Consider the following 24,833-nt stretch of genomic DNA (forward strand, 5'->3'; position numbering starts at 1 on the left):
AATAAGGAGTTAAGATTATGGCTAGACCAATTATGCCAGAAAAATTTTATCGATTTCAAACTACAGAACAATTAATTAGTAAAAAAGTAGTAATTATTTGTGACTTGATTAATGATTTAGTAGGGCCACCAGATGGGCCAAAAGAGCAAGATTGCGCTATTCGTATTGATCCAAAAATGGTTGCTACAAATGGTGGAGTTTGGCAATGGTTCGCCGACCTGGTGACTTTAGGCGAAGGTGCAGCAGAAAATATTTTAACTATTTGGCGGGCTGATAGCCATTCAGCAGAAAATGTTGATCATTATCCACACTTAAAAGCTTTTAATCCTCATGCCATTGAAGGTCATCCCGGTTGGGATTGGTCTACGGAATTACAACCTTATGTTGCTTGTGGAAATTCTCGTGAATATCGAGCAAATCAGTCAATTATGTTGCTACCTGATGGAAATAGTCCTTCACCAATCTTAGATTGGATTAATGACCATACAAACAATGCCCCTTATGAACAAGTAGAAGTTTTTTTAGCAGGTGTTTGGACTGATTATATGATTCAGCTAAATGCCCAAGCTCTTACTGCAATGGGCTTTAGAGTACGAGTAATTGAGCCTGCTTGTATGTCTCAACATTCAGCTAAACATCATGAAGCTATTCGCCAAATGGCTGCTTATGGACATGCCCAAATTTTTAAGAGTAATGAATGTTTATCAAATCTAGCTACTGCACTTGGTGTAGAGCCTCGTGCAGATGCTCTAGCCTATTTGGAAAGCTCTAAATATCCATTACTTAGCCGACGACACTTAGAACTAGGCCGGAATTTTATTAATACCCAAAATAATGGTGCTTTAGAACAAGCTATGCGTGCTGCTAGATAACTGTTTGTAAATTAAGGTAGATACATTATGGATGCTAGGGCAAAAATTGAAGAAATGCTAAAGCGTAAGCGGGAAGGGGCTGATAAAAATAGCAATAAAGCTCCTGAAAATACTAATAAGACTCAGCCCAACACAGCCGCTAATGTTCTAACTACAAAAGCTCCGTTTTCAGCACTAGAACGCATTAACGAAATGTTGAAGCAAAAACAAATTGCTTCAAATGAAGTAACTCTCATAAACCAAAATAAAGAAAATAGCCAAACATTAGAGCAAAAAACTATTGCAATATTGCCTAATGAGACTAAAGAAAATACTCAACGTTTAGGCTTATGTCCAAGTTGTGTAGGAGATTTAGCTATCAATGATGGGTTATATGTTTGTATAAAATGCAAAACTTCTTATGTAAGACGTGGAGTAGATGCAGATTTAATTAATTGTAAAGATTTGCCTTATGGTTATTGCAAATGTTGTGAGATACATTTTCCACTTGTAAAAACTCCAGGATCAGAAAATTTAATTTGTTCTATTAGCAGGGAAAAATATCTTTTCTCTGCACAGGGATATTTGCAAGTTAGTGAACTCCCCTTTGGCCTATGTTCTTGCTGTCAAACGCCTAATCCACTAGTTGCAAGTGTTGATCGCTCAATACGTTGTATTGTTAGCAATGAAGAATATATACGTAATATTAACGGAACTATAGTGCGTAAGCCTATAGAGATGAATTTAGCTACAAATAACGACATAGAAGTAGCACTTAATCAAGGAAATGCAGCATTTTACTATGGTGGTTTTATAGGTGGGCAAGAGCCAGAACCACCACCAGTTGAAGTTCCAAAACGCCAACGGCGACGTTGGTTTTTATAAAAATTATAAAAATTATTAAGGAGAATTTAATTTATGAATAGCTATAGAATTAACCAAACCGCTTCACCTTCTATTGAGCCAACTTGCGCTTGTTGTCTACCTGCACAAAGATTAGTGACAACTGGACAACGGGCATACTGTCCACTTACAGAAAGAATTTATGATAATGCTGCAAACACTACAAATGCTGCAAACACGACTAGAGAGCCAGAAGTTATAGTAGATTTCTATCCAACACGCCGTCAAAAAGGCGAAGCAGCACCATTTGCCATTAACCCAGCAGAAGACCGCTTTGGTAAATAACCTAAAAAGGGGAAAATATGCAGCAAAAAAGAATTTTACCTAACCAGCAAGAAAAGACTTGGACAATAGATGTTAATGTCTTGCGTGCTAAATTGCCTAATTATAAATGGTTAAGTAACCAAAGGTTTTTAGCTCGTGATATAGAAGAAATGCAAAAATATCTTCCTCACTGGATTATTACAGTAGGAAAAGGCATAGATTTACTACGTTCTAAATGCTGTTCAGATAATTTAGCTCCAATAGATGGCGAATTGCGGTGTATTTTATGTAATCGTGTTAGTCAAGAATCACCTAATACATTGCTTTGGCTAGGGTTACTGCCTTTAAGCTTAGAAGGAAGACCAAAAGCATTAAAGAAAATTGAACAGGCTCAACAAAAGGGCAAATTAAAATATCCAATTATTAGCCCTAACAATAAAAAACATCTATTAGTCCCAATAATGGCTGTTTATCCTAACAATTGGCCTTACTCACCGCCACAAGTTCATTATGTTGATCGCCAATATTTAGAGGCATTAAAAATTACTGCTGGACATAACACTCATGTTGTAGGTGAAAGAACAATTTGTCTTTATCACGCAGCACAATGGAACGATAACACAACCATTATGCAGGTAATTGCAAATCGTGTTGCCCCTCATATGCTAGCACTACTTAAGCTATCTGATGAGGACAAGAACTTTGAATTCTTTGAAACTAACTATTATGACTATCGCTAATTTAGCAAATTAGCAGTTTGGTAGGAGTAAAATAATTATGAAGTCACCAAAAGTAATAATTGAACCTACTGTTTGGAAAAATATTACTGCTGAAGTGGCTAAATGGGCAATTAAGGGTAAAGAAAAAAGTTCATCTCCTTTAGAATGTGTATTTTATCCATTAACCGCAATTTCTTTACGTAAAGAGCAACCATTAACCCCATTTGATACAATTAATTTAGCAGATATTGAGCAATTTTCTATTGGTAGTGTATTTATTCCGCCAGAAAAATACGCTAATTATACAGCTTATTCAGCTAGTTTTTCTTCTGAAAATGAAACAGAAAACACAATGCAGGAAGTTTTTACTAAAGCAATTGAGCAGGAAATAAAATTACAACCACAGCTTTATTTTCTATGCCCTGGGCATTCTCATCCTTTTGCCGTTGGTACAACTTCACCATCTAGCACAGATATTGAACACCATATGCGCCCATATAAGCGAAAAAATGAAGAGCTTTTAGGATTTCGTTTTAGTCTTGCACTAATTATTGTTCAAGAACCTTCTCAAAATGATGCTGTAGTAAAAAGTGTTTATAATCAATATGCTTGGCGGGCATAAGTTGCTTTGCTTTAGATGAAAATGAGAAAGTCCAAAACTTAGGTTTTGCCGAAATTGCCAATAGTAATCAATATTTCACACCTTTTTATCAATCCCGACAGGGCAATACTTGGGAAAGTTTGCAAAAAGCTTTTTTAGCAGATCGACTAATTGAACATGAAAGATGGCCCGGAGGTTGGACATCTTTTTTGATCAAAGATAATCCAGAAAATGCAACTTTAGTAATGCTCCCACCAAAATTTCCTAGTCAGCAGGCTATAAAACAATCTATCTCATTAGTTACAAAACAAGTAGGAAAAGCAGAGTTTTGGAATTGTGGACGTGCTTATAAAAATTATAACTTAGGAGAAGTTAACAATGCCCGCTATGTTAGACCAAAATAACACTTTAGAGCTTTTTTCTAGAATTAAGCCTATTGTTGGAGATGCCCTGTTTAATAAACAAATAATGTTTGTAGGTGATTTTAAAGATCCGGCTTTGATGGAATATTTTGTTTCCTGTGGTGTTACTAAGTATAGTCAGCTATTTGTTGAGCAAAAGCTTGATAGTTCAAAAGAGTTATTTTTTAGCACAGCAGAAAAATTATCTGATCGCCTAGAGTTAAATATCCAAACCAAAATTGTTTCTCAGGCACAAGAGCAAGATACAGATTTAATAATAGCTACAGGGGACTATCAAACTTATTTACTAGTAAAAAAACTAGTGGTAAAATACCAAAAAACAGCAATTTTTTACCTCCTAATTAATAGTAGTGGCTTAGTATTTTTTCTACTACCAAATAGACTAGCTGAATTGCCAAAGTCCTTATTTGACGAAGCATTTAGCCAGCAAGATTATGATTTTTTAGCTAAACTTCACTTGAATAATATAATAGCAAATTATGCTAAAGGATTATTATTAGCTAAAACAAAATACATTCGAGAAGATATTGAAAATATAGTAAATAACCATGAGTGTTTATTAGTAGGACATTTAAGTTGGCCTTGGACAGTGCAAATATTAGAAATAGAAGCTTTACCCAGTTTGCTAAGAAATTTATTAGTGCATAAACAAACAATAAATAGCTCTAGTTTAAGAGGGAAAACTTGTTTAATTGTTGGCTTAGGTAGTTTAGGAAGTGTTGTTGCAGAAAATTTAGCTCAACTTGGAGCAAATTTAATTTTAGTTGATGGTGAAACAGTAGAAGCAACTAATCCAATCCGTCAAATTTACCGACTAGATCAAGTAGCTATGCCTAAAGTAGTTGCTTGTGTAAAACAATTAACAAATTGCTTAAAAATAAATGGTGATTTTGATAACGAACAAAAGTTTTTTACCTATGGAAAAGCTATTTCAGCAGAAAATGATAGTATCTTAGCATTAGAACAGTTAATAGATAAGTATTCTCCAGATATTGCAATTCTTGCTACAGGAACTGCAACAGATCGCATTATTTCTCAAACCTTACGAGAAAAAGAAATTCCACAAATAATAGTAAGTTGTTACGCTAGAGCTAGGTTTTTTGAAGCAATTGTTATTGCTAATAAAACGTCGCCTTGTTTTGGCTGCATTAGAGGACACCTTTATTTAGGTGCAACCAAGTTTCACTCCAGAACAATGCGCTCGCTATGTTAGCTCAGAACATGACTTGATGGCTGAACCAGCAACTAGAGTTGAGACAAGCCGAGCTTCAGATCTTGCGACACATCTTGCTTGGGGATTGCTAAATTTGGCAGAAACTTCTTGGTTAGAGAGGGCTTTAGCCACAGATATGACATTTTTCTTAGGTGGTAACACGTCAGAAAAACAAAAAGAGCAATGGGTTTACGATATTAAAATACCTGGGGAAGTAAAAATTTTTGGCTTAACAGATATTACTGGACGTGGAAATTATATTGAATGTTGGGATTGTGGCCGGAAATTAGATGTAGTAGTAGAAATTTCTTAAATATTGCAATGGAAATAACTTAGCTAATAGATATTTTAACTATTTAGTTGGTAAAAAGCAGGTGATTAATGCAAAGATTTACCTAGGTTATTAGCGTAAAAGCTTTAATGAATCTTTAATGTCAAGTTTATTAGTTATTTACGCCTATAGTGTTATCCTAGCTTTGTCAGAAAAATGACAAAAAGAGATTTAAGATTTATTGAAGGAGTTTAAGAATTATGTCAAGAGTAAATTATGGAATATACAATGTAAACCTAACAAATCGTGAACGCGAAGTATTAGAGCTAATTGCCAGCGGTGCAACAAGTAAAGAAATTGGTACTCGGCTAAACATCAGCCACAAAACAGCAGAAGCACACAGAGAAAACATCAAGAAAAAGTTAGACATTCATACACTTGCAGAATTAGTTCGTTATGCTGTAGGAGCAGGGCTTGCACAACCAGTTTACCGTGCCAATCAGTAAACACAATTGAGCAACAAGTTATAGATAATTCAACTGTTAGTCCTCATACTAACCCATATATCGTTATAGTTACTAGGAAAAGGACGCTTTAGAAAAAATATTGTAAATATTAAGGAAAACCCTAGCTAAAGCGTCCAAAAACCCTATCACAGCAAAATCTACTAAATTAACTTACAAAATTTTCCCAAAAAACATCAGCAAAATTTATCTTTCATCTTCAGACCTAGCATTGACAAGTTTCTCCTATGAAGTATCATCAAAATATTATTTTCTAGTCCTGCAATCATAATAATTTAGATATGTTTTCTAGGAGAAATTTTTATGTCTAATCAGACTTCCTATCTTAAGAGATTTTTTTCAAAACGAGTTGCTTTTGTTTGGGTGACAATTCTAGCTATTAGTTTTTGTACTTTAGTTGGTAGTTGGGTAAGTAGTGCAAACAATGATGATAAAGGTAATGATAAAGTTGTAGCTAGCACAGTTGCTCCAGTTGTTTCAACAGAGGAAATTAGCAAACATATAAAATATTTAGCTTCAGAGGAGTTACAAGGCCGACGTTCAGGAACGGTTGGTTGTGAAAAAGCAGCAGATTATATTGTTAGTCAGTATAAGAAATATGGGCTAAAACCTGCTAATGGAGATAGCTTTTTCCAAGAATTTGAATTTATTGCAGGTGTAAAACATGGAGAAAAAACTAGCTTAAAAGCTAAAAATGATGCTGGCAGCAGTGATTTTAAGGCAGGACAAGATTTTCAAGCCTTTAATTTTTCTGCTAGTGGTTTAGCTGATGGTCAAATAGTGTTAGCAGGTTATGGTATTAGCGCACCATCCCTAAATTATGATGATTATGCAAAAATAGATGTTAAAGACAAAATTGTTCTCCTACTTCCATTTAGTCCAGATGGTAGCAATATAAATGGAAAATTTGCTGATTATCTATCAGCTAGACGAAAAGCTTTAACCGCACGTGAAAAAGGTGCTAAAGCTGTAATTTTTATTACTGAAGCTGATAGCTTAAAAGATTCACGTAGTAGAGATGATGGAAATTATTTGGACTCAGGAATTATTGCTCTAAAAGTCAGTAAAACAACTGCTAATGAGCTATTAAAAACTACAGGTAAAACTTTGGATGAGCTACAAAAAGTTAGCACTGAAAAAGCTTTAGGAGAAAGCTTAAGCTTAAACACCTATTTAACAATTAATACTGAAGTTATTCGTGAAGTAAAGAAAACTTATAATGTAGTTGGTTTGTTAGAAGGCACAGATGAAAAGCTAAAACAACAAGGTGTAGTTCTTGGCGCACATTATGATCATTTAGGTATGGGTGGAGCAGAATCTTTGGCTGCAACTGGTGAAGGAATCCATCATGGCGCAGATGATAACGCTTCAGGTGTTGCAGGACTTTTAGAACTAGCTCGCGTTTTAGGAGAAAGCCGCCAATCTTTACGTCGTAGCGTTGTTTTTGCTGCTTTTTCTGGTGAAGAATTAGGGTTACTAGGCTCTGCTCACTATGTCAATAAACAGCCCCTTTTCCCACTTAATCAAACCGTAGCAATGCTTAATATGGATATGATTGGGCGGATGAAAAGTGATAGTTTAGTGGTTGGCGGAATAGGAACTTCTCCACAATGGAAACCTATGGTTGAAGAGTTAAACCAAACACGTGGCTTTGTACTTAAATTGCAAGAAGATGGTTATGGGCCAAGTGATCATTCTTCATTTTATGGAAAAGATATTCCTGTGCTATTTTTCTTTACTGGTGTACACGATGATTATCATAAACCTACAGACACAGCAGATCGAATTAATGTTGTTAGCGAACAAGCAGTAGTAACATTAGTTAGTGATATTACTAGGAAATTACTTACTCAAAATGAAAAGGTTGAGTTTACACGTGCCAAGGTTGAAGGCGAACGTCGGCAAATGAATAGTAGTTTTAGAGTTTATGTTGGTTCAGTGCCAGAATATGCTGAAAATCTTGAAGGTGTAAAACTTTCTGGTGTACGTCCGGGTAGTCCAGCAGAAAAAGCAGGCATAAAAAGTGGGGATGTTATTGTAGGTCTTGCAGGTAAAACAATTAAAAGTGTCTATGACTACACTTATGTTTTACAAGAACTAAAACCTAATGAAACAATAGAAGTAATAGTCCTAAGAGATGGACAAAAAGTTACTTTACAACTTACTCCTACCCCAAGACAATAAATAGTTTTCTTTAAAGGCAAGGACTAGAAACCTTGCCTTAATTTATTATAAAAAGCTATGTTACAAACTTTTTTGCTGCAAGTAGAAAATACGCAACAATTAACATTAGAAGCTAGCCCAATAGTTAATTATCTTCCAATTATTTTGCTACTAGTGATCGCTATTGCTTTTCCTGTAATAGCATTAACTGTTTCTAGTTTTTTACGTCGAACAGTTTTTGACACTGCAAAATTAACAGCTTATGAATGTGGTAATGACCCAATTGGTGATGCTAGGGAACGTTACTCTGTCCGCTATTACTTAATTGCAATGCTTTTTTTGATTTTTGATGTAGAGACAATATTTTTATTTCCCTGGGCAATTATTTATGACAAGTTAGCAATTTTTGGTTTGATTGAAATATTAATTTTCTTAGGTATTTTAATTGTAGGTTATTACTATGCATGGAAAAAAGGTGCTTTAGAATGGGTGTAAGCTAAAGCACCTTTTTCTTAATAAAATAGCTTTTTTGTTAGTAAGATGTCTTATAACGCGCACTACCAAAAGCTAAAATAGGGAAGAAGACTATAGGTAATAGTAGTAGTCCTATTCCAAAAAGCGCATCTTTACCAAATTTTTTGGCTAGTTCTATATCCAAAAGTATAAAAGCAATCGCATTGACAAATGGTAGAAAGAAAAGAACTATCCACCAGATGGGTTTTTCAACTATTTCTAATAAAACAATTAGATTATAGATAGGAATAATTGCTGCCCAACCAGGCTTACCTGCTTTGTCAAATATCTTCCACATAGAAGCTATCATTACAACAACTAATGCTAATGCAACTACGGCAAACACTAATCCAAATAAACCGGCTATCAATCCGCCAGCTACTGCTCCGCCATCACTTTCCATATAAATACTCCTTTATATAAAGGTTAAAAATTAAAGGTTTAGGATGCCAAGAACTGGTTTTGATTTTATTACCTTAGCTAAAAAAAAGAAACACATTATTTATAAGATAATTTTTCTAGGAAGTTAGCTGAAGATATAAACTGCTTATTTTAGAATAGTTTCTTTGGATATTTTAGATTTAATAATTTTGCTGTAAAGAATATTTAAGTTTATTATATTAGAAACAAAAACAAAGTGATCTCAAATACTTAGCAAAAAATATTTGTTTTAGATCTCCAACTTTTCTAGGTTGCCTTTTTGCTAGTTGGCTGCTAAGTTTAAGCTATATAAACCTAATTTTTGCATATTGGTGAGAGGAGGTAAAAGACTTGAACAAAATAGTAAAGATCTCTTTCTGCCTGATATTAGTCACTTTACTTTTTCCTGCCGCTAATGCAATGGCACAAAAGTCATTAGATGGTGAAGAAGTTAGTCCAAGTAGTCAAGAGAAAAAGCCAAAAAAGTCTGTTGGCAAAAGTTTAGATGACAGTGGTGCAGCTAGTAAAGTGTCTAGTGGAGGTAAAAATTTAGATGATGTTGGCAAAACTGTTTCTAGCGATGTTCGGCCAGAAATTAAAACTAAAACAGAAAACTTAATTCGCATTGGCCCTGCTGCTCCAGAAAAAGTTAGTCCAATCCCCCATAGAAATAATAGTAAAGATCGCAAAGATAAGCCTACTAATCCACCTAAAGAAATAGTAGAAGTAGAAAAAGATCCAGGCCCAGAATACCCAGAAGTGGTTAACATTGCAGGCGGCACTTTTGCAATGGGTTCAACCGATGGACAGGAAAATGAGTCTCCCATTCATGAAGTATCTTTGTCTGCTTTTGAAATTAGTAAATATGAAATTACTAATCATCAATTCCGTATTTTTGTTAAAGCAACAAATTATAAGACTTCAGCAGAAGAAGAGGGTTCAGAGCAAACCTGGAAAAGCTATGCAATCAATGGACGAGGCAAATATCCAGTAGTATATATTACTTATAAAGATGCAATGGCTTACTGTAATTGGCTTTCTGGTGTAACTAAACAAAATTATAGACTCCCAACAGAAGCAGAATGGGAATATGCTGCTCGTGGAGGAACAAATCAAACTTATCCATGGGGAAATCAATTAGAAGTTAGTAAAGCTAATTATGCTTATGATGATAGCCGAAAGGCTTATGCTGAGCCTATTTTAGACTTCTTAAAACCTGTTGGTAGTTATGAACCAAACAAATTTGGTTTATATGATGTAGTTGGTAATGTTGCAGAATGGTGTTTTGATGGCTATAAGGCTGATTTTTATAAAGAAAGCCCTACTAAAGATCCAATTTGTATTGTTGAAAGTAGTGCTAAAGTAGTACGTGGTAGCGGTTGGATGAGTACAGAAAATTATTGCGGTATTACTTTTCGTAAAAATCAACCAGGTGCTTATAAATCATCCTCACTAGGTTTTAGAGTAGTACGGGTTCTTAATTAATTTAATTTAACCGCTATGAATCTTGAGTTTATAGCGGTTAAATTTTAAAGAAAATTATTAATATTTTAAGTTTTGACCAAGTAATGTTACTTGTTTTCCTATCTAAATCTGTAAATTTTCTATAATTTTGTAGACAATCAAGCGAAAAGTGCTAGCATCCAAACCTAGCTATTTGGATAATGCTAAGCAGCATGACTCAGTCACCAACAATCAATAAATTAAAAATCAAATATTATTTGAAACTATTCAAAACTTTTTGTCAGTTAAGCCTAGTTTTTAGTGTTATTGCAACATTAGCAATTAGCTCTTTTTCACAAAAAAATAAAGCTATTGATGTAAGAATAGTTTATGAAAAAGGTGAAAATGAGCGAATTTTAATCGGCGACCATTTAAAGCTAGTAGCAATAGTTTTACATAATATTGGTGAGGAATTTGAGCTAAAGCTAGATAAAGACAAGTTAAAAGCTTTTGAAATTGTTGGCAGTCCTGTAAAACAAACACAAATTTTAGATGGATTTGTAGCTAGAACACAAATTGAAGTTAAATTGATAGCTTTTCAAATAGGTAAAATCTCTATTCCTCCATTGTTAGCTGTAAGTAATTATAATGAGCAATTGCAAAGTAGTCCTTTAGAAATTGAGGTTCAAGCCTTAACCAAAGCTGAAGAAAAACAGATTAAAGATATAAAGCTAATACAATCTGCTCCAAGTAATGGGTGGTTAGAACCCTTATTTATAGGCTTGCTAATTACTGCAACAGCCTTTTATCTTACTTTTCGCTTTTTAGACCCTTATTTTAATAAATTGGTAATAGCTTATTGGCAAAGATTTTTTCCTCCACAAGTAAACAATGAACTACAAACTATCTTAAAAACAGAATCTTTAGAAGATGAAATCATTAATAAATTAAAAGTGTTGGTAGAAACAGACTTAATTTACAGGGATATAAAAGCTTTTCATGTAAAACTAGCGGAAATTATGCTTTCCTATGCAGTTAAACGTTATGGAGTAGCTAGCCAAGAATATACTACTACAGAGCTTTTAGCACTTTTTGAACAAAAGTCAGTTCCAAATATTATCAAAAACACTTTTGAGCAGATTTTAACAAACTGTGATTTAGTAAAATTTGCTCAGTTTCAAGTGGAAATAAACATTACTAAACAAAATATTAACCGAGCTATAGAGTTATTTAAGTCACTCAATTATAGAGCTAAATAAAATGTTAGATTTTCAATTTCGAGAAAGCCAATATTTATATCTATTAGTAGCATTGTTGCCGCTAGTGTGGCTTTTTTATTGGCTAATTGAGCGACGCAAAATAGCTTTAATTAGTTTAATGGGTGATGCTGCTATTGATAGAGCAAAGCGGTTAACTTTTTATTATAGATTTAGAGCTAGTTTAGCTTTGCTTGCTATTGTATTTATTATAATAGCTTTAGCTCGTCCTCAATGGGGACAATCCCAACAACGTATAGAAGTTAAAGGTGCAGATATTATTCTTGCTATAGATGTTTCTTTAAGTATGTTAGCTAGTGATGAACCACCATCACGCCTAGCACGAGCGCGAAGACTTTGCATAGATTTAATAGAACAATTAGCAGGAAATAGAATTGGAATAATTGCTTTTGCTGGAAATAATGCTGCATTAATGCCACTTACTTTAGATAAATCCGCTTTAGAAACTTTTATTGATGCCGTAGATGTGCAAATAACAAATAACTCTACAACGGCAATAGAACAGGCCATTAATCAAGCAACAAAAAGTTTAACTCTTGCTGGTAAAGCAGCAAAAGTTTTAATAATTATTTCTGATGGTGAACAACAAAGCGACGATCCAGAGAGTGCAATTAGCCAGGCGGCTAAAGAAGCAGCTAACAATGGTATATTTATTTTATCTGTTGGAGTTGGCTCAATTGAAGGAAGCAAAATTCCACTAGATAATATTGGTAAAGCAGGTTTTAAGCTAGACCAGTAAAGTCGTCCAGTTATTACTAAATTACAAGAAAATCTGCTTCAACTTGCTGCTAATGAAACGGGTGGAAACTATTTGCATGTTCAAGCAAATGCTAGTGAAGTAAAAGAAATTACTAGCTTTATAGAGAAATTAAACTCAGGTGAAATTACTAGTTTTGTTTTACAAGAGCGGGAAGAAAAATTTCAATATTTTTTGGCTATTGCCGCATTACTGGTTTTAGGAGATTTGTTTTTATTGGGCTATCGTACTTAACTAGGTTTTAAGCTACAATTATTTGGCTAGGGAACAAATTTCTTATCTTGGTGTCTGAAGCATTAAGCATTTATTTTACAACTAATTATTAAGTTTTTAGGTAAGGAGAATAACTTGAGAAAAAATATTCTTTATCTTACAACATTTTTATTAATTATATTTTCTTGTAGCTTGACCAGTATTGCTATTGCTCAACAGCGACAAAACCAAGTAAATAAAACTACTAAATCAAGTAAAGAAGAAGTTAAAGAACCAGTAAAAAACACACCTGTAGAACTAGAAATTTTGTCTAATTCTTTGGCAGGACTCCAATCTAGCAGCCAATTACAAGTTGCAGAACTTACAAATCCAGAATTAAAAGATCAAGAACTCTATCAAGAATATGGGATTGAAGGCTTAGCTAGTCGTCAATATGGAGATTTTTTAGTTAAAGTTCTTTGGGCAAAATATCCTACTCAAGTTTATGGTCTTTATACCTTTTATCGTGATCCCATAGCTGATAAAACTGACTTTGGCACAGAAGGTGACTTAGATGTTGTAGAGGGAAAAATTATTTTTTGGCAAGGTACTAGATTTGTCCAGGTGCTAAATGAAAAAGCAGATCGTAGCGCGAAAACTACAGAAAATATGTTTAAGCTTGCTCAAGCTCTTTCTGACAAAATAACTGCTCTTGACCAAAAAGTTTTAGTGGCCCCAGATATTGAACTAGCAAAAAAAACTTCCAAGCGTAATCCGTAACCTCCCAACAGGAAGCTTAAATTTACGTACTGCTAGATATATCTTAGGGCCAAAAGCTTTAGCTATACTAGCTAAACGTGATACTACACATTATGAATTTTACCCTAATTTTGGTACAGAAGTAGCTTATGCTAATTATAATCAATCAGATGGAGAAACTTCTTTACTAGTTATTGAACACCATACCCCACAACAATCTATAGCTGCTTTTAAGCGTTTAACAGACTATCGCAATAGCTTATCAGCAGCCGAACAAGCCAAACTCCTGCTTAAACGAGAAGGAAACTATATTATTGAAGCAAATAATTTTGTTTCTCAACAAGCAGCAGAAAAAATTGTTAATGGCGTGGAATATGGCTATGTTGTTAAATGGCTCCATCAAGATGTTCCTATAGGCAATGGTCGTAGTGTTGCTTCAGAAGCAGCTAAAACAGCAAAAATTCTAGTTAGTGTATTTGGCCTAATAGGAGTTGCTTTAATAGTTGCTATAATTGGCGGTATTATGATGGGATTAAGTATTTTTTATTTTCGTCGTCGTAACAAAGTTTTAGTTGAAGCTTTTAGCGATGCTGGCGGAATGATGAGACTTAATTTAGATGGAATTGCTAGCCCAATTTTACCAAGGGTAGAGTCTGATAAAAATTTATTAGGTAATGGGCAATAACTTTAATTTTAAGGATATAAATTAAGTGGATGTACAACAACTAACAGCAATAGTACGTGAGCAAGCACCAAAAATAAACGGATTAATTACAGAAATACATAAACGGGTAATTGGACAACCAATTTTGTTAGAACGTCTACTTATAGGACTTCTCACAGGTGGACATATTTTATTAGAAGGTGTTCCGGGCCTGGCTAAAACCCTAACAATTAAAACTTTATCAGAGTGTTTAGACCTAGAATTTCACCGCATACAATTTACTCCTGATTTACTGCCAGCAGATTTAATTGGAACATTAATTTATAACCAAAAAAGCGGTGATTTTATTGCCAGGCGCGGGCCAATTTTTGCAAATATGATTTTAGCTGATGAAATTAATCGCGCTCCAGCTAAAGTCCAAAGTGCTTTGTTAGAAGCTATGCAAGAGCGACGAGTTACAATTGGCGATACTACTTATTTACTTCCAGAGCCATTTTTAGTACTAGCTACTCAAAATCCAGTAGAGCAGGAAGGCACTTATCCATTACCAGAAGCACAGGTGGACAGATTTATGTTAAAAGTGGTTGTGGATTATCCTTCTAGGAAAGAAGAAAGAGAAATGCTAGATCGTCTTACTTCAGATAGCTTAAATGCTGATGCGGCAGATGCTACAGCTATTTTAGTAGAAAAAGTTTTAACTAAAAGCGATTTAGTAACTTTACGCTCAACAGTTAGTAAAATATATGTTGATGATCGAGTAAAAGACTATTGTTTGGATATTGTCCAGGCTAGCCGAAATCCTGCATTAATAAAATTAGAAGAGTTAAAATCCTTAATTCGTTATGGTGCTTCGCCGCGAGCAACTATTTATTTAACTTTGGCAGCAAAAGCTTATGCTTATTTGAAAAACCGCGCTTATGTTACACCTGATGATGTAAAAATGATTTGTTGTGATGTTTTACGTCATCGGTTACTTCTTACTTATGAGGCTGAAGCTGAAAATGTTACTTCAGATGAGCTAGTTAAACGTATTTTGGATAGAGTTGCTACCCCATAACAAAAAGATGAAATCTTCCACTAAAAAACCTATAAAAGAATCAGAAAAGCCGCTTGGTTTGCCTGTAGAACTGGCAAAAAAAATAAAAATGTTTGAAATTCATAGCCGCAAATTACTTGTTAGCGGTTTTGCTGGAGAGTATAAAAGCGTTTTTCGTGGTCGGGGAATGGAATTTGATGAAGTTAGGCCCTATACGGCTGGCGATGATGTAAGGTTAATTGATTGGAATGTTTCTGCTCGTACAGGAGAGCTTTATATAAAGAAACATATTGAAGAGAGAGAACAAACGGTTTTATTAATTGTTGATTTATCTAAATCAGGTGATTTTACTACTGCTAAAAGGACAAAAAAGGAAATTGCAGCAGAAATATGTTGTATTCTAGGGTTTGCTGCTGCTACTAACAATGATCGCGTGGGGCTACTGCTTTTTACTGACAAAGTAGAAAAATATGTTCCACCGCAAAGAGGGCTTAAACATGCTCTTAGAATTGTTAGAGATTTGCTTTTAGTTGAACCTACTAGCGAAAAAACTAATATTAGTTGCGCTCTTAACTACTTAAATAATATCTTTAGACGACCAGCCGTAATTTTTTTAGTCTCAGATTTTTTTAGACCAAGGCTTTCAAAAAGCCTTAAAAGTTGCTAGTTATAGACATGACTTGGTAACTATTCGTCTAACAGACATGCGGGAAAAATTTTTACCAAAGCTGGGATTAATAGAAATAGCTGATTTAGAAACAGGTGAAAAACTTTTAGTTGATAGTAGTAGTAAATTGCTTCAAACAAATTTTCTTAAACAAATAACTGAAGAAAGAATGTTTCTTCAAAAACTTTTTGCTCAATTATCAATTGATTATGTAGAATTAACTACTAATGAACCATATGATGCTAGTTTACGTAGGCTTTTTGCCCTGCGTTCTCGGCGATTAAGTAAATAATTTATGTATTGTCCTAATTGTGGAAAAGAAAATAAAACTAATGATTTTTGTGAAGATTGTAATACTAACTTAGTGATAGTAAGACAATTTTTATATCGTGCTGATTCAAAAGCAAAACGCAGTAATTTTGTTAGTCGCTCTGGGCTTGTGTCTATTACAGTCTCAGAAGGTTTTGCTTGGACATTTGCTGCTTTGGCAATATTTGTACTAATAATTTTTCTTGCCTCTATGTTTATTACCAAAGATATAGATACTAATACTCAAACCTACATGGCTTTTTCTGTAATAATAGCCCTAGTTTTCTTTTGTGGTATTCCTCTTTTGTTAGGGTTAGTTTTATTACTAAAAGATATTACTAGTGTTCGGAAAAATGTGATGGATGAGGAAAAAAAAGTCTAGACAAGCTTATATGTTTTATTAAATTTTTGCTAATATTGTGAATCACTTTTAACCATAATTAGGTATTAGTAGTTTATTTTAGTATATTTTATAGATAGTTTAGGAGGGCTTTGGTTGTGGCATTTGATAAAAGTAAGTTTGTAAAGTCGGCAGAAAAGTATTTGCAACAAGGTAAAGTTGCTGCTGCAATTTCAGAATATGAAAAAATAGTAGAATTTGATCCCAATGATTTTAATACTATTAATACTTTAGGTGACTTAAATGCAAGGATAGGACAAAATAAAGAAGCCATCAACTATTACTTAAAAGTAGCAGAAAGCTATCAAGCCCATAAAGATATAATAAAAGCCGTGGCAATGTATAAAAAGATCAATAAACTAGATGCTACTAACTATCAAGTTTGCTTAAAATTAGCTGACCTTTCTGCTCTTCAACAACATAATGTTGAAGCTAAACAACATTATAATATTGTCTTAGATGCCTATAAACGCGAAGGTAAACATAAACAATCTTTGCAAATAATGAAAACACTTGCAGAACTTGAACCAGATAATATTCATTTTCGTGTTAAACTAGCAAAAGCTTATAAAGATCAAAATATGAATAATGAATCTAAAGAAGCTTTTACCAACTTAGGTAAAGATTTATTAGCTAAAGATAGAGTTAATGAAAGCATTTATCTTTTTCAAAATGCTTTATCCATTGATAACCACTATAAACCAGCTTATAAAGGTTTAGTGGAGGGCTTTGCTCATAATAAAGAAATGAATAAAGCCTTTGCAATGTTAAATGATGTATTAAGCAAAGAGCCAAATGATATAGAGTATTTGGATTTATTAGGTAATATTTATTTGTTAGCTAAAGATTTAACACAAGCAGAAGCTACATTTGGATATCTTTATCAATCAGATAAGTCTTATTACCATAAGTTAATTGAAGTTTCACATCTTTTCCTAACCGCAGGACATATAGATTCAGCCATTACAGTAATAGATCGTTGTTTAGAACATTTAATTGAAATAAAAGAAGAGGGACTTGCAACAGAAATACTAACGGATATTCTTAAGCAAGATGCTACTCATATGCAAGCTTTACGTAGGTTAGGCTATATTTATATGAGTACACAAAAAACAAATAATTTAATTTCAACCTTAAAATTATTTGTTCAAGCTGCACTAAGCCAAGGCAACAAAGCAGAAGCAGCAATGGCACTTCAACAATTACTAACTTTAGAACCTAGTGCAGCAGAAGAAGCAAAAGCTCAGTTGGTTGACTTAAAAGAAACTGAACCTACTGACGATGGAATTGCAAAAGATCCGTTACTTCAAACACTTAATCCACTTACTACATCTAACGAAGCAGAAACTCCACAACCAAAAGAAGAGCCTAAAAAGCCTACTCGTAGTAGTACACGAACTTCAGCCCTTTTAGATGGTATGGTAAACAGCCATCCAGAATATATTGATAGTCAAATTAAGCTTTTAGAAGAAATGGTAGTTAGTTACCCTGAATATTTGGAGGCAAGAGTAAAGCTTAAAAATAGTTATTTAGAAAGAGGCTTAAAAGAAAAAGCGGCTGAACAGCTTTTAATCTTAGGCAGAATGTATGAAACTCAAGGAAATAAAGAACTTGCTCGTGAAATGCTTACAGAAGGCTATAAATTAAGTATTTTAACAGGTGGAGTAAGTGCGCCAACCGTGGAAAAAGTCCCTCTTCCTACTACAAACCAATTTTCTCCACAATCAACACAATCTCCTTTTAAGACAGGTGCATATAATAAAGCTGTAGCAAATACAGGGGCTAAAGCTGCACCAACCATTAAAGGGCGAACAGGAAGTTTAAGTGGTGCTTATCCAAAAGCTCCAGGTATGACAGGAAGCTTAACCGGTGCATTATCAAAGAGTTCAGCAGATATTTCTAGCCGGCTTTTAACCAACAAAATGTTAAAAAAGGAATGGCGGCGTGCATCTCGTTATAGTCGTCTTATTTCTTTAGCTATTGCTAAAATTGATGACTTTGCTTCTTATTTAGAAACTTATGGCGAAGAAATGGCTGAAAATTGCTTTAAGCGTGTAGCAGAAACCTTAAGCACAGAATTAAACCGGCCTGGAGATGAGCTAATCACTTATCCTGGCGAAGGTTTTGCTATTGTACTTCCAGAAACTCCCGTCGATGGAGCAACAATAGTGGCAGAAAGATTGCGTGTTTGTGTAGAAGCATTATCGATTTCTCATGTTTATTCTGATCAATGGGTTACGGTAAGTTTTGGTATTGCTAGTAGCGCACCTACACGTAACTCATCACCTGAAGAATTAGTAGAAGTTGCTTGTGCTGCACAACAACAAGCTTCCATAGGCGGAGGAAACCGCGTTATAGTTCTCTAAATACTTAAATAAGTTAGACTAGCGAAAATGTGCTAGTCTAACTTATTTGTTTATTCCTCAAAATTTCAGTAAAAGAAGATTTACGAACCTAAAAAGATAAATTAATAGTTTCCCTTAAAACACCATCACGACTCTTAGCCAAACGAACTACAGTTCTTACTGCTGCAATAAAGTCTTTGCCTTTAGGAAAACTTGTTTTTCTAAAAAAACAGTTAATCAAGATTAGTATTTTTTAAGTTCATAGAAGTGTTTTGTTAAAACAGCCTTAAAATAGTATTAAGAAAATATATATTTGGAATATATTTCTTAGCAAAGTGTTATCCTTTATGAAAACAGTTAGGGCTATTGAGTTTAAGATCAATCATACATTAGGTAACAAGATATGGATTTTCGTCAAGCAGCACTAGAACATTTAGATGCACTCTATGGTTGTGCTATGGTCTTGACTCGTAACCGAACTGAAGCCGAAGACTTAGTGCAAGAGACTTATTTGCGTGCTATGCGGGCATTTGGACAACTAATGCCAGATAGCAACTTAAAAAGTTGGCTTTTTACAATTATGCGTAATATTTGGCGTAATCAACTACGTCATATACGCAGTCGGCCACATTTTGTTGATATTGATTCAAATAAAATGGATGAGCTATCAGACTTTTTATTAGACCAACATCATGATCCTTATTCATTGTTAGTTCGTAAAGTCGAACGAGAAACGGTACAAGCAGCAATTGAACAACTACCAGAACATTTTCGTGAAATTGTAGTACTACGGGACTTGGAAAATTTTAGTTATCAACAAATTGCTACAATTTTAGATTGTCCTGCTGGTACAGTGATGTCACGACTTGCAAGGGCCCGCGCACAACTAACACTTTTACTTTCACAATCACTAATAACAGCGCAGTAAATTTTAAAAACTAGGGTAAAGTTATGAGCATTTGCCAGCAAGCCCCCAACCAATTTCAATTGTATTTAGATAATGAATTAGATAGTCAGGAAAAGCTTCAATTAGAAAAACATTTGCAAAATTGCATATCTTGCAAACAAATTTTTGACCAACAACAATATTGGTTAACCCAAATTCGTCATTCTAAACCTCTTTATCAAGCTTCTGCAAATTTACAATCTTCTATTGAAAAAATTCTCGATGATTGCCCAAAACCTTATCAAGCTTCTGCAAAATTACATAAAAATATTGATAAGCTATTGTCCAATAGTAATTTATTGACTTTTCCTTCTAAATCTTCCATCCAACGTCTTGTTGTTGCAGTAGCTGCAACAGTGATTATTTTACTGACTAGTTATACTTATTTAAGTAGTTATAATAGTTCTACTAGTTTTGATGAGCATTCAGAGTTTGCATTAATGGCAGTTAATACACATATTAGACATCAAAAGGGTAAATTACCTTTAGAAATAAAGTCTGATTCTGCTCAAGATGTTTCAACCTGGTTTTTAGGAAAAGTTTCTTTTAGCCTAACACTTCCAAATTATCAAGAAAGTTCCGGCCAAGAAAAACTTTATCAACTAGAAGGAGCGCGGTTAGTTGGTTTTAAGAACGATTATGCAGCCTATATTTCTTATCAAATGCAGCAACGTCCTATTAGCCTAATTGTTACAGCAAATACGGTTGCATTGCCTGATGGAGGGGAAAAAATTATTTCTAAAGGATTAACTTTTCATTGTGAGGTAATAGATGGGCTAAAAGTAATTAGTTGGACTGATCATGGCTTAACCTATGCTCTAATATCTGATTTAGCCGAACGCGGCCAACAATCTTGTGTGGTTTGTCATACTGGAACTAAGGATAAGGATTTTATTGATAGCTTAAAGATTAAATCTTAGGAAAAATCCTCTTATTCATTTATAGATCTAAGTGATAGCCATTTATCATCCCAATGATAATACTCTAGCGCGGCAAACTTTTTTTTATAGTCATAATGAGAAGGTTCTTTGTAAGCATAACCAGGATAGTAATATTGACAGTTAGCTTTTAAGGAATAGTCAACTGCTAGTAAGATTACATAAATTCCTAAACTTCTTTTTATTTCTGTTGGGTCAAAAATAGTGTAAATACTAGAGGTTGATGATTTTCCTACATCTAAAAAGCTTGCAGCTAAAAGCTTTTCATCTTGATAGAGGCAAATTTCTTTTGTACAACAAGGAATATTTGCAGGATCGTAAGAGAGAAAAGTATAAATTGAATCAGGAACGTTTTCCTTAAATCTATTTCTATGAGCAAAAAACAAATCTTCTTTTACTCTGTCAATAAAAGCATCTCGAATAATAACTTGTAAATCTTGGTTTTTCTTTAAGATACGTTTTTGACTTTTAGAATAAGTGAAATTTTGTAAGTTAATTCTTAAAGGCATGACATTATATTTAGCATTTCTTGTGTAAAGCTTTTCATACCTAAAGAAATATGAGCCAAAATGCCGCCAACCATTGGCCCAAAGACGATCCATTAATTCTGGCCTTACTTGCTCACAAAAGAAATATTCATTGATAAAACCCATAATTTTAAGAATATTATAGAAAATAATTAATGATTAATTGTTAAAAAATAAAATGTATATTAGACCATATAAATTATCTGATACAAAAGAAATAATGCAGTTGTTTTATAACACAGTACACAATATTAATATTAAAGATTATTCATTAGAACAAGTCAGAGCCTGGGCCCCGTTGCAAATAGACAAACAAAAATGGCAAGAACGATTAATTAGCCGAATGACTTATGTTGTTGAAACCAATGAAAAAATCCTTGGATTTAGTGAATTAGAAACTAACGGACATATAGATTGTTTTTACTCACATAAAGATTATCAAGGAAAAGGCGTTGGTACTTTAATGATAAAAAATATTGAGTCTCAAGCAAAACTACTTAAAATAAGTAGACTTTATGCAGAAGTAAGTATCACGGCTAAACCATTTTTTCAGCATCACGGCTTTCAAGTTCTAAATGCTCAACACGTTAGCCTTAGGGGTCAAACTTTGACTAACTATTTGATGGAAAAATATTTGTCTTATATTTCGTTTTAAGATGTATAATACCAAAAAATATAAATAAAAAATTAGGATTAAAATGTCTACTAACCCAATAAAAAAATATACACTTAAAGAATATTTTGAAATAGAAAAAAACTCTAATATAAAACATGAATATGTTTATGGTGAAATTTTTTCTATGGTTGGAGCTAGCCCTAATCATGGACGTATTATTAGTGCTATTACATCTAGTTTATATCCACAGCTAATTAATACAACTTGTGAAGTTTTTACTGAAAATATGAGAACTAGAACTCATAACCAAATTTATAGATACCCAGACTTTTTAATCACTTGTAACCCTAGATTTATTAACATTAATGGATTGCAAAGCCTTATTAATCCTACATTAATAGGTGAAGTACTATCTGATAGCACAGAAAGTTTTGATCAAGATGCAAAATTTAGAGAATACCAACAAATAGAATCTCTTAGGTATTATTTATTGATTAGTCAAAATGAAATTAGTTCTACTTTGTTTACTAAAAATGATAATAACTGGACTAGTCAAACATTTACTAACTTAAATGATGTAATAGAATTGCCTGTCATTAACTGTAGGCTAAATATTAATGATATTTACTTAAGAGTGCAGTTTCAACCTTAGTTTTTTATTAAATTAAGACCTTAAAATGCTTAATATCTGTTAATGCTCCTGTACGGTTTTCTTCAAAAATTGCTTCAACTCTTTGGCCTATTTCTAATTTAGTATGATCGCTAATATCTAGAAAATGAGGTAGTAGATTGCTACAACCATCTAACTTAATAATTCCATAACCATAAGGAACTGGGCGTTCTTGGCCAGTAAAAGGGTCTATAAAAGGGAAGTTAATTACAGAAAAAGTTTCTAATGTTCCGCCTGGGCCAACTTCAATAAATTCTGTTGTTGCCTTATGACATTGGTTACAAAATGCGCGAGGTGGAACTAAAACATAAGCACAATTGCTACAACGAGTTGCCAAAATTTTTGCTTCATCTCGTAACGTAACTAAAAAACGACTTAGCGCACGACCAGCAGAATAGGCATAAGGTAAGTCGGTTTTAATAGAAATATATAGAGGTTTTTCTTTTGGCGTACTCATTAAATTAATTCTCCTTAGCTTTTTAGCTTTATAAATTAGCCATACGTAGCCGCACTAGTAAATCATTTAATGCTGTTCTAGAGCTTGATGTTTCTGGCAGATGGCTTTTTTCCTCAGCAATTTTTAATTCTGCTCGCAAATATTGATATTGTTGACGATGAAATTCTAAGTTTGACTCTGAAAGTATAGATTTTTCTTTTCCCGAGGTCTTAACCTCAATTAAATCATTGATTTCAGGTAAATTAAACTTCTCATTTAGCTTAATTAAATTGGCTTCTACTTCTCCGGTTTGCATTAGGTTGATGCCTGTTAGTAAAACCCGATAAAGATAAAGCAAGGTTTTAACACGAGGTTCTTTTTCAAACATTCTCCATTCAGTTTCAGCAAAACCAAAATAATGATGACTATGGTAGCGAGTAATACAGCCTTTTGCGATTTCCTTTAATTCTTTGTGTGCTTCGTTGGTATGCAAAATTAAAGGTGAGTAAAGTTGCTCTAACACATAGCCATTTTTCTTTAGTAACAAAAGAAAAAATTTTTTTACGTCATGAGTTACTAAATCAATTTCTAAACCATCTCTAACTTCCGAAATTTCAATAGTTTCTCTAGGTTGTTCTAAATCTATTACTTCTTTAACAGGTAAAATATGAACCCCTCTTAAATCATAATCAGAATCAGGAGAAGGAAAGCCATATAAATGCGCACCACTAACAGTAGCAAATAGCAATGGATATGGTTGTTCAGCAACTACCTGATAAATTTTGCTATCCCATTGCATAAGTTATAAACCTCTTAAATATACTTAATTTTACTTAGCTGACATAACAAAAACTTCATTCCAATAAGATCCACCAAACCCCGTAGCTAAAGCACGACGTACACCATCAACTTGGCGTTTATCGGCTCGGCCCTGTATTTGAAGGGCTGCTTCAGCAACACGAATTAAAGCAGTTGCTCCAATTGGATTAGTAGAAACTACCCCTCCAGATGGGTTAACAGGTAGTCTTCCACCCATTGCCGTTACTCCTTCTTCTACCAGGTAACGACCTTTGCCCATTTCACATAGCTGTAAATATTCAAGCCAAGAAACTTGGGTATAGCTAGCTGGGTCATAAAGTTCTATAACATCTAATTCTTCTAAAGGTTTAGTTATACCTGCAATACGATAAGCTTCAATTGCAGCAGCTTCTAGAGTGCTATCTTTGCTAAAGAAAATGTCTCCAATCCAAGCATGGTTATGACGAGAAACTACAGCATCAATCCAAGCAGGCTGAGAACATAAATCTTTTGCTCGTTTTTCTGATGCCATAATTACTGCACAAGCCCCATCAGAGGCAGGACACATATGCAAATAGCGAATCGGATAAGCTATATAAGGTGTTTCTTTAACTTGTTCTACAGTTAAATCAAGTTTTAAGTGGGAATGAGGATTATTTCTAGCGTTTTGACGAGCGCGAACAGCTACAAGGTCAAAGACTTCTTCTGGAACGTTGTAAGTTTTCATATAAGCTAGTGCTTCAATTGCTAAACCACCAACAGCACCAGCCAATGTCGGCCGTTCGACAATTGGGTCAAACGCTGTAATAATACCACCTGTAGGGTCACTTTCAGAAAGTTTTTCCCATCCATTGCTAACACAGTGTCAAACATCCCTGAAGCACAATGATAATAGGCACAAGCAGCAACAGACGCGCCAGTTGTTCCACCAGTTGCAATTTTAATAGCTGGTTTCATTACTGATCCTGCCCCTTCTGATGCCCACATATCAGAAAGGTTGATGCCCTCAAAATGCTCCATATTACCAATTACTACGGCATCGATATCATCTAGTGTGATATTGGCTTGTAGTAATGCACGGTCAACCGCTTCTTGGATCATTTCAGGAATATTTACATCTGTGCGTTTAGAACAATGATTTGTTTGTCCACTGGCAATAACAGCAACTCTTTGGCCCATAAATCCTCTT

General features: G+C 34.0%; 30 protein-coding genes and 1 pseudogene. 26 read left to right on the forward strand and 5 right to left on the reverse strand.

Features of this window, described 5'->3' with window-relative positions:
- Positions 1-17: 17 nt before the first annotated feature.
- From IPK14_16600 to IPK14_16650, 11 genes are all read left to right on the forward strand, one after another.
- Entirely contained in the window at positions 18-872 is an 855-nt protein-coding gene (locus IPK14_16600; GenBank protein ID MBK7994938.1) for an isochorismatase family protein, read from the forward strand.
- A 27-nt stretch (positions 873-899) separates the two neighbouring features.
- Positions 900-1,736 (forward strand): hypothetical protein, encoded by an 837-nt coding sequence (locus IPK14_16605; GenBank protein ID MBK7994939.1) that lies wholly within the window; start codon positions 900-902, stop codon positions 1,734-1,736.
- 33 nt (positions 1,737-1,769) lie between these two features.
- Positions 1,770-2,039, forward strand: coding sequence for a hypothetical protein (locus tag IPK14_16610; GenBank protein ID MBK7994940.1), 270 nt, complete (start codon positions 1,770-1,772; stop codon positions 2,037-2,039).
- A 17-nt stretch (positions 2,040-2,056) separates the two neighbouring features.
- Positions 2,057-2,758 (forward strand): hypothetical protein, encoded by a 702-nt coding sequence (locus IPK14_16615; protein ID MBK7994941.1) that lies wholly within the window; start codon positions 2,057-2,059, stop codon positions 2,756-2,758.
- A gap of 37 nt (positions 2,759-2,795) precedes the next feature.
- Positions 2,796-3,359 carry a hypothetical protein gene (locus IPK14_16620; protein ID MBK7994942.1) on the forward strand — a complete coding sequence of 188 codons (564 nt, stop codon included), beginning with the start codon at positions 2,796-2,798 and terminating at the stop codon, positions 3,357-3,359.
- Positions 3,347-3,742, forward strand: a complete 396-nt coding sequence (locus IPK14_16625) for a hypothetical protein (protein ID MBK7994943.1) — start codon at positions 3,347-3,349, stop codon at positions 3,740-3,742. The genes IPK14_16620 and IPK14_16625 overlap by 13 nt, the downstream gene beginning before the upstream one ends.
- Entirely contained in the window at positions 3,717-4,973 is a 1,257-nt protein-coding gene (locus IPK14_16630; protein ID MBK7994944.1) for a ThiF family adenylyltransferase, read from the forward strand. Before IPK14_16625 ends, IPK14_16630 begins: the two co-directional genes overlap by 26 nt.
- Complete coding sequence (locus IPK14_16635; GenBank protein ID MBK7994945.1) at positions 4,930-5,286, forward strand: hypothetical protein; 357 nt, start codon at positions 4,930-4,932, stop codon at positions 5,284-5,286. The genes IPK14_16630 and IPK14_16635 overlap by 44 nt, the downstream gene beginning before the upstream one ends.
- 218 nt (positions 5,287-5,504) lie before the next feature.
- Positions 5,505-5,750, forward strand: coding sequence for a helix-turn-helix transcriptional regulator (locus IPK14_16640; GenBank protein MBK7994946.1), 246 nt, complete (start codon positions 5,505-5,507; stop codon positions 5,748-5,750).
- 321 nt (positions 5,751-6,071) lie between these two features.
- Positions 6,072-7,952 carry a M20/M25/M40 family metallo-hydrolase gene (locus tag IPK14_16645; protein MBK7994947.1) on the forward strand — a complete coding sequence of 627 codons (1,881 nt, stop codon included), beginning with the start codon at positions 6,072-6,074 and terminating at the stop codon, positions 7,950-7,952.
- 57 nt (positions 7,953-8,009) lie between these two features.
- Complete coding sequence (locus IPK14_16650; protein ID MBK7994948.1) at positions 8,010-8,426, forward strand: NADH-quinone oxidoreductase subunit A; 417 nt, start codon at positions 8,010-8,012, stop codon at positions 8,424-8,426.
- A 37-nt stretch (positions 8,427-8,463) separates the two neighbouring features.
- Here the strand turns inward: IPK14_16650 and IPK14_16655 are convergent, their stop codons facing one another.
- A complete protein-coding gene (locus IPK14_16655) occupies positions 8,464-8,847 on the reverse strand; it encodes a signal peptidase I (protein MBK7994949.1) in 384 nt (127 codons plus the stop codon).
- A gap of 368 nt (positions 8,848-9,215) precedes the next feature.
- Between IPK14_16655 and IPK14_16660 the strand changes: the two genes are divergently transcribed.
- The 13 genes from IPK14_16660 (at position 9,216) to IPK14_16720 (ending at position 20,579) form a co-directional block, all read left to right on the forward strand.
- Positions 9,216-10,349: an SUMF1/EgtB/PvdO family nonheme iron enzyme gene (locus tag IPK14_16660; GenBank protein ID MBK7994950.1), complete on the forward strand. Its 1,134-nt coding sequence runs from the start codon at positions 9,216-9,218 to the stop codon at positions 10,347-10,349.
- Positions 10,350-10,540: 191 nt separating this feature from the next.
- Positions 10,541-11,566 carry a hypothetical protein gene (locus IPK14_16665; protein ID MBK7994951.1) on the forward strand — a complete coding sequence of 342 codons (1,026 nt, stop codon included), beginning with the start codon at positions 10,541-10,543 and terminating at the stop codon, positions 11,564-11,566.
- A 1-nt stretch (position 11,567) separates the two neighbouring features.
- Positions 11,568-12,323, forward strand: coding sequence for a VWA domain-containing protein (locus IPK14_16670; protein ID MBK7994952.1), 756 nt, complete (start codon positions 11,568-11,570; stop codon positions 12,321-12,323).
- 72 nt (positions 12,324-12,395) lie between these two features.
- On the forward strand, positions 12,396-12,575 hold the full coding sequence (locus IPK14_16675) for a hypothetical protein (protein MBK7994953.1): 180 nt from the start codon (positions 12,396-12,398) through the stop codon (positions 12,573-12,575).
- 114 nt (positions 12,576-12,689) lie between these two features.
- On the forward strand, positions 12,690-13,313 hold the full coding sequence (locus IPK14_16680; GenBank protein MBK7994954.1) for a hypothetical protein: 624 nt from the start codon (positions 12,690-12,692) through the stop codon (positions 13,311-13,313).
- 346 nt (positions 13,314-13,659) lie between these two features.
- Complete coding sequence (locus IPK14_16685; protein MBK7994955.1) at positions 13,660-13,977, forward strand: hypothetical protein; 318 nt, start codon at positions 13,660-13,662, stop codon at positions 13,975-13,977.
- Positions 13,978-14,002: 25 nt separating this feature from the next.
- Positions 14,003-15,013, forward strand: a complete 1,011-nt coding sequence (locus IPK14_16690; protein MBK7994956.1) for an AAA family ATPase — start codon at positions 14,003-14,005, stop codon at positions 15,011-15,013.
- 7 nt (positions 15,014-15,020) lie between these two features.
- Entirely contained in the window at positions 15,021-15,659 is a 639-nt protein-coding gene (locus tag IPK14_16695) for a DUF58 domain-containing protein (GenBank protein MBK7994957.1), read from the forward strand.
- 13 nt (positions 15,660-15,672) lie between these two features.
- Complete coding sequence (locus IPK14_16700; protein MBK7994958.1) at positions 15,673-15,951, forward strand: hypothetical protein; 279 nt, start codon at positions 15,673-15,675, stop codon at positions 15,949-15,951.
- Between the two features lie 3 nt (positions 15,952-15,954).
- Positions 15,955-16,350, forward strand: a complete 396-nt coding sequence (locus IPK14_16705) for a zinc ribbon domain-containing protein (protein MBK7994959.1) — start codon at positions 15,955-15,957, stop codon at positions 16,348-16,350.
- A gap of 116 nt (positions 16,351-16,466) precedes the next feature.
- Positions 16,467-18,734 (forward strand): diguanylate cyclase, encoded by a 2,268-nt coding sequence (locus IPK14_16710; protein MBK7994960.1) that lies wholly within the window; start codon positions 16,467-16,469, stop codon positions 18,732-18,734.
- Between the two features lie 382 nt (positions 18,735-19,116).
- Positions 19,117-19,641, forward strand: coding sequence for a sigma-70 family RNA polymerase sigma factor (locus IPK14_16715; GenBank protein MBK7994961.1), 525 nt, complete (start codon positions 19,117-19,119; stop codon positions 19,639-19,641).
- 23 nt (positions 19,642-19,664) lie between these two features.
- Positions 19,665-20,579 (forward strand): zf-HC2 domain-containing protein, encoded by a 915-nt coding sequence (locus IPK14_16720; GenBank protein ID MBK7994962.1) that lies wholly within the window; start codon positions 19,665-19,667, stop codon positions 20,577-20,579.
- Positions 20,580-20,590: 11 nt separating this feature from the next.
- On the opposite strand, the gene IPK14_16725 is transcribed toward IPK14_16720, so the two are convergent.
- Positions 20,591-21,250 (reverse strand): arginine-tRNA-protein transferase, encoded by a 660-nt coding sequence (locus tag IPK14_16725; protein ID MBK7994963.1) that lies wholly within the window; start codon positions 21,248-21,250, stop codon positions 20,591-20,593.
- Positions 21,251-21,302: 52 nt separating this feature from the next.
- Here IPK14_16725 and IPK14_16730 point away from each other — a divergent pair, with 52 nt between their 5' ends.
- Together IPK14_16730 and IPK14_16735 are read left to right on the forward strand one after the other, a co-directional pair.
- The gene (locus IPK14_16730; GenBank protein MBK7994964.1) at positions 21,303-21,779 is read left to right on the forward strand and encodes a GNAT family N-acetyltransferase; all 477 of its coding nucleotides are present in this window, start codon (positions 21,303-21,305) and stop codon (positions 21,777-21,779) included.
- A gap of 43 nt (positions 21,780-21,822) precedes the next feature.
- Positions 21,823-22,392: a Uma2 family endonuclease gene (locus IPK14_16735; GenBank protein MBK7994965.1), complete on the forward strand. Its 570-nt coding sequence runs from the start codon at positions 21,823-21,825 to the stop codon at positions 22,390-22,392.
- A 7-nt stretch (positions 22,393-22,399) separates the two neighbouring features.
- On the opposite strand, the gene IPK14_16740 is transcribed toward IPK14_16735, so the two are convergent.
- The 3 genes and pseudogenes from IPK14_16740 to IPK14_16750 all read right to left on the reverse strand — a co-directional run bounded on the left by IPK14_16740 (position 22,400) and on the right by IPK14_16750 (position 24,823).
- The gene (locus IPK14_16740; GenBank protein ID MBK7994966.1) at positions 22,400-22,867 is read right to left on the reverse strand and encodes a Zn-ribbon domain-containing OB-fold protein; all 468 of its coding nucleotides are present in this window, start codon (positions 22,865-22,867) and stop codon (positions 22,400-22,402) included.
- Between the two features lie 28 nt (positions 22,868-22,895).
- Positions 22,896-23,645, reverse strand: a complete 750-nt coding sequence (locus tag IPK14_16745) for a nucleotidyltransferase domain-containing protein (GenBank protein MBK7994967.1) — start codon at positions 23,643-23,645, stop codon at positions 22,896-22,898.
- A 30-nt stretch (positions 23,646-23,675) separates the two neighbouring features.
- Positions 23,676-24,823: pseudogene (locus tag IPK14_16750) on the reverse strand (thiolase family protein).
- Positions 24,824-24,833: the final 10 nt, after the last annotated feature.

Source organism: Blastocatellia bacterium (genome assembly GCA_016713405.1).
Classification (GTDB): domain Bacteria; phylum Acidobacteriota; class Blastocatellia; order Chloracidobacteriales; family JADJPF01; genus JADJPF01.

Excerpts from the sequence above, each read along its gene's own strand:
- IPK14_16730 (MBK7994964.1), top strand. The coding sequence starts at position 21,303 with ATGTATATTAGACCATATAAATTATCTGATACAAAAGAAATAATGCAG.
- IPK14_16645 (MBK7994947.1), top strand. The coding sequence starts at position 6,072 with ATGTCTAATCAGACTTCCTATCTTAAGAGATTTTTTTCAAAACGAGTT.
- IPK14_16615 (MBK7994941.1), top strand. The coding sequence starts at position 2,057 with ATGCAGCAAAAAAGAATTTTACCTAACCAGCAAGAAAAGACTTGGACA.
- IPK14_16725 (MBK7994963.1), bottom strand. The coding sequence starts at position 21,250 with ATGGGTTTTATCAATGAATATTTCTTTTGTGAGCAAGTAAGGCCAGAA.
- IPK14_16735 (MBK7994965.1), top strand. The coding sequence starts at position 21,823 with ATGTCTACTAACCCAATAAAAAAATATACACTTAAAGAATATTTTGAA.
- IPK14_16740 (MBK7994966.1), bottom strand. The coding sequence starts at position 22,867 with ATGAGTACGCCAAAAGAAAAACCTCTATATATTTCTATTAAAACCGAC.
- IPK14_16745 (MBK7994967.1), bottom strand. The coding sequence starts at position 23,645 with ATGCAATGGGATAGCAAAATTTATCAGGTAGTTGCTGAACAACCATAT.
- IPK14_16695 (MBK7994957.1), top strand. The coding sequence starts at position 15,021 with ATGAAATCTTCCACTAAAAAACCTATAAAAGAATCAGAAAAGCCGCTT.
- IPK14_16600 (MBK7994938.1), top strand. The coding sequence starts at position 18 with ATGGCTAGACCAATTATGCCAGAAAAATTTTATCGATTTCAAACTACA.
- IPK14_16705 (MBK7994959.1), top strand. The coding sequence starts at position 15,955 with ATGTATTGTCCTAATTGTGGAAAAGAAAATAAAACTAATGATTTTTGT.
- IPK14_16655 (MBK7994949.1), bottom strand. The coding sequence starts at position 8,847 with ATGGAAAGTGATGGCGGAGCAGTAGCTGGCGGATTGATAGCCGGTTTA.
- IPK14_16665 (MBK7994951.1), top strand. The coding sequence starts at position 10,541 with ATGACTCAGTCACCAACAATCAATAAATTAAAAATCAAATATTATTTG.
- IPK14_16640 (MBK7994946.1), top strand. The coding sequence starts at position 5,505 with ATGTCAAGAGTAAATTATGGAATATACAATGTAAACCTAACAAATCGT.
- IPK14_16620 (MBK7994942.1), top strand. The coding sequence starts at position 2,796 with ATGAAGTCACCAAAAGTAATAATTGAACCTACTGTTTGGAAAAATATT.
- IPK14_16670 (MBK7994952.1), top strand. The coding sequence starts at position 11,568 with ATGTTAGATTTTCAATTTCGAGAAAGCCAATATTTATATCTATTAGTA.
- IPK14_16715 (MBK7994961.1), top strand. The coding sequence starts at position 19,117 with ATGGATTTTCGTCAAGCAGCACTAGAACATTTAGATGCACTCTATGGT.
- IPK14_16605 (MBK7994939.1), top strand. The coding sequence starts at position 900 with ATGGATGCTAGGGCAAAAATTGAAGAAATGCTAAAGCGTAAGCGGGAA.
- IPK14_16650 (MBK7994948.1), top strand. The coding sequence starts at position 8,010 with ATGTTACAAACTTTTTTGCTGCAAGTAGAAAATACGCAACAATTAACA.
- IPK14_16610 (MBK7994940.1), top strand. The coding sequence starts at position 1,770 with ATGAATAGCTATAGAATTAACCAAACCGCTTCACCTTCTATTGAGCCA.
- IPK14_16630 (MBK7994944.1), top strand. The coding sequence starts at position 3,717 with ATGCCCGCTATGTTAGACCAAAATAACACTTTAGAGCTTTTTTCTAGA.
- IPK14_16720 (MBK7994962.1), top strand. The coding sequence starts at position 19,665 with ATGAGCATTTGCCAGCAAGCCCCCAACCAATTTCAATTGTATTTAGAT.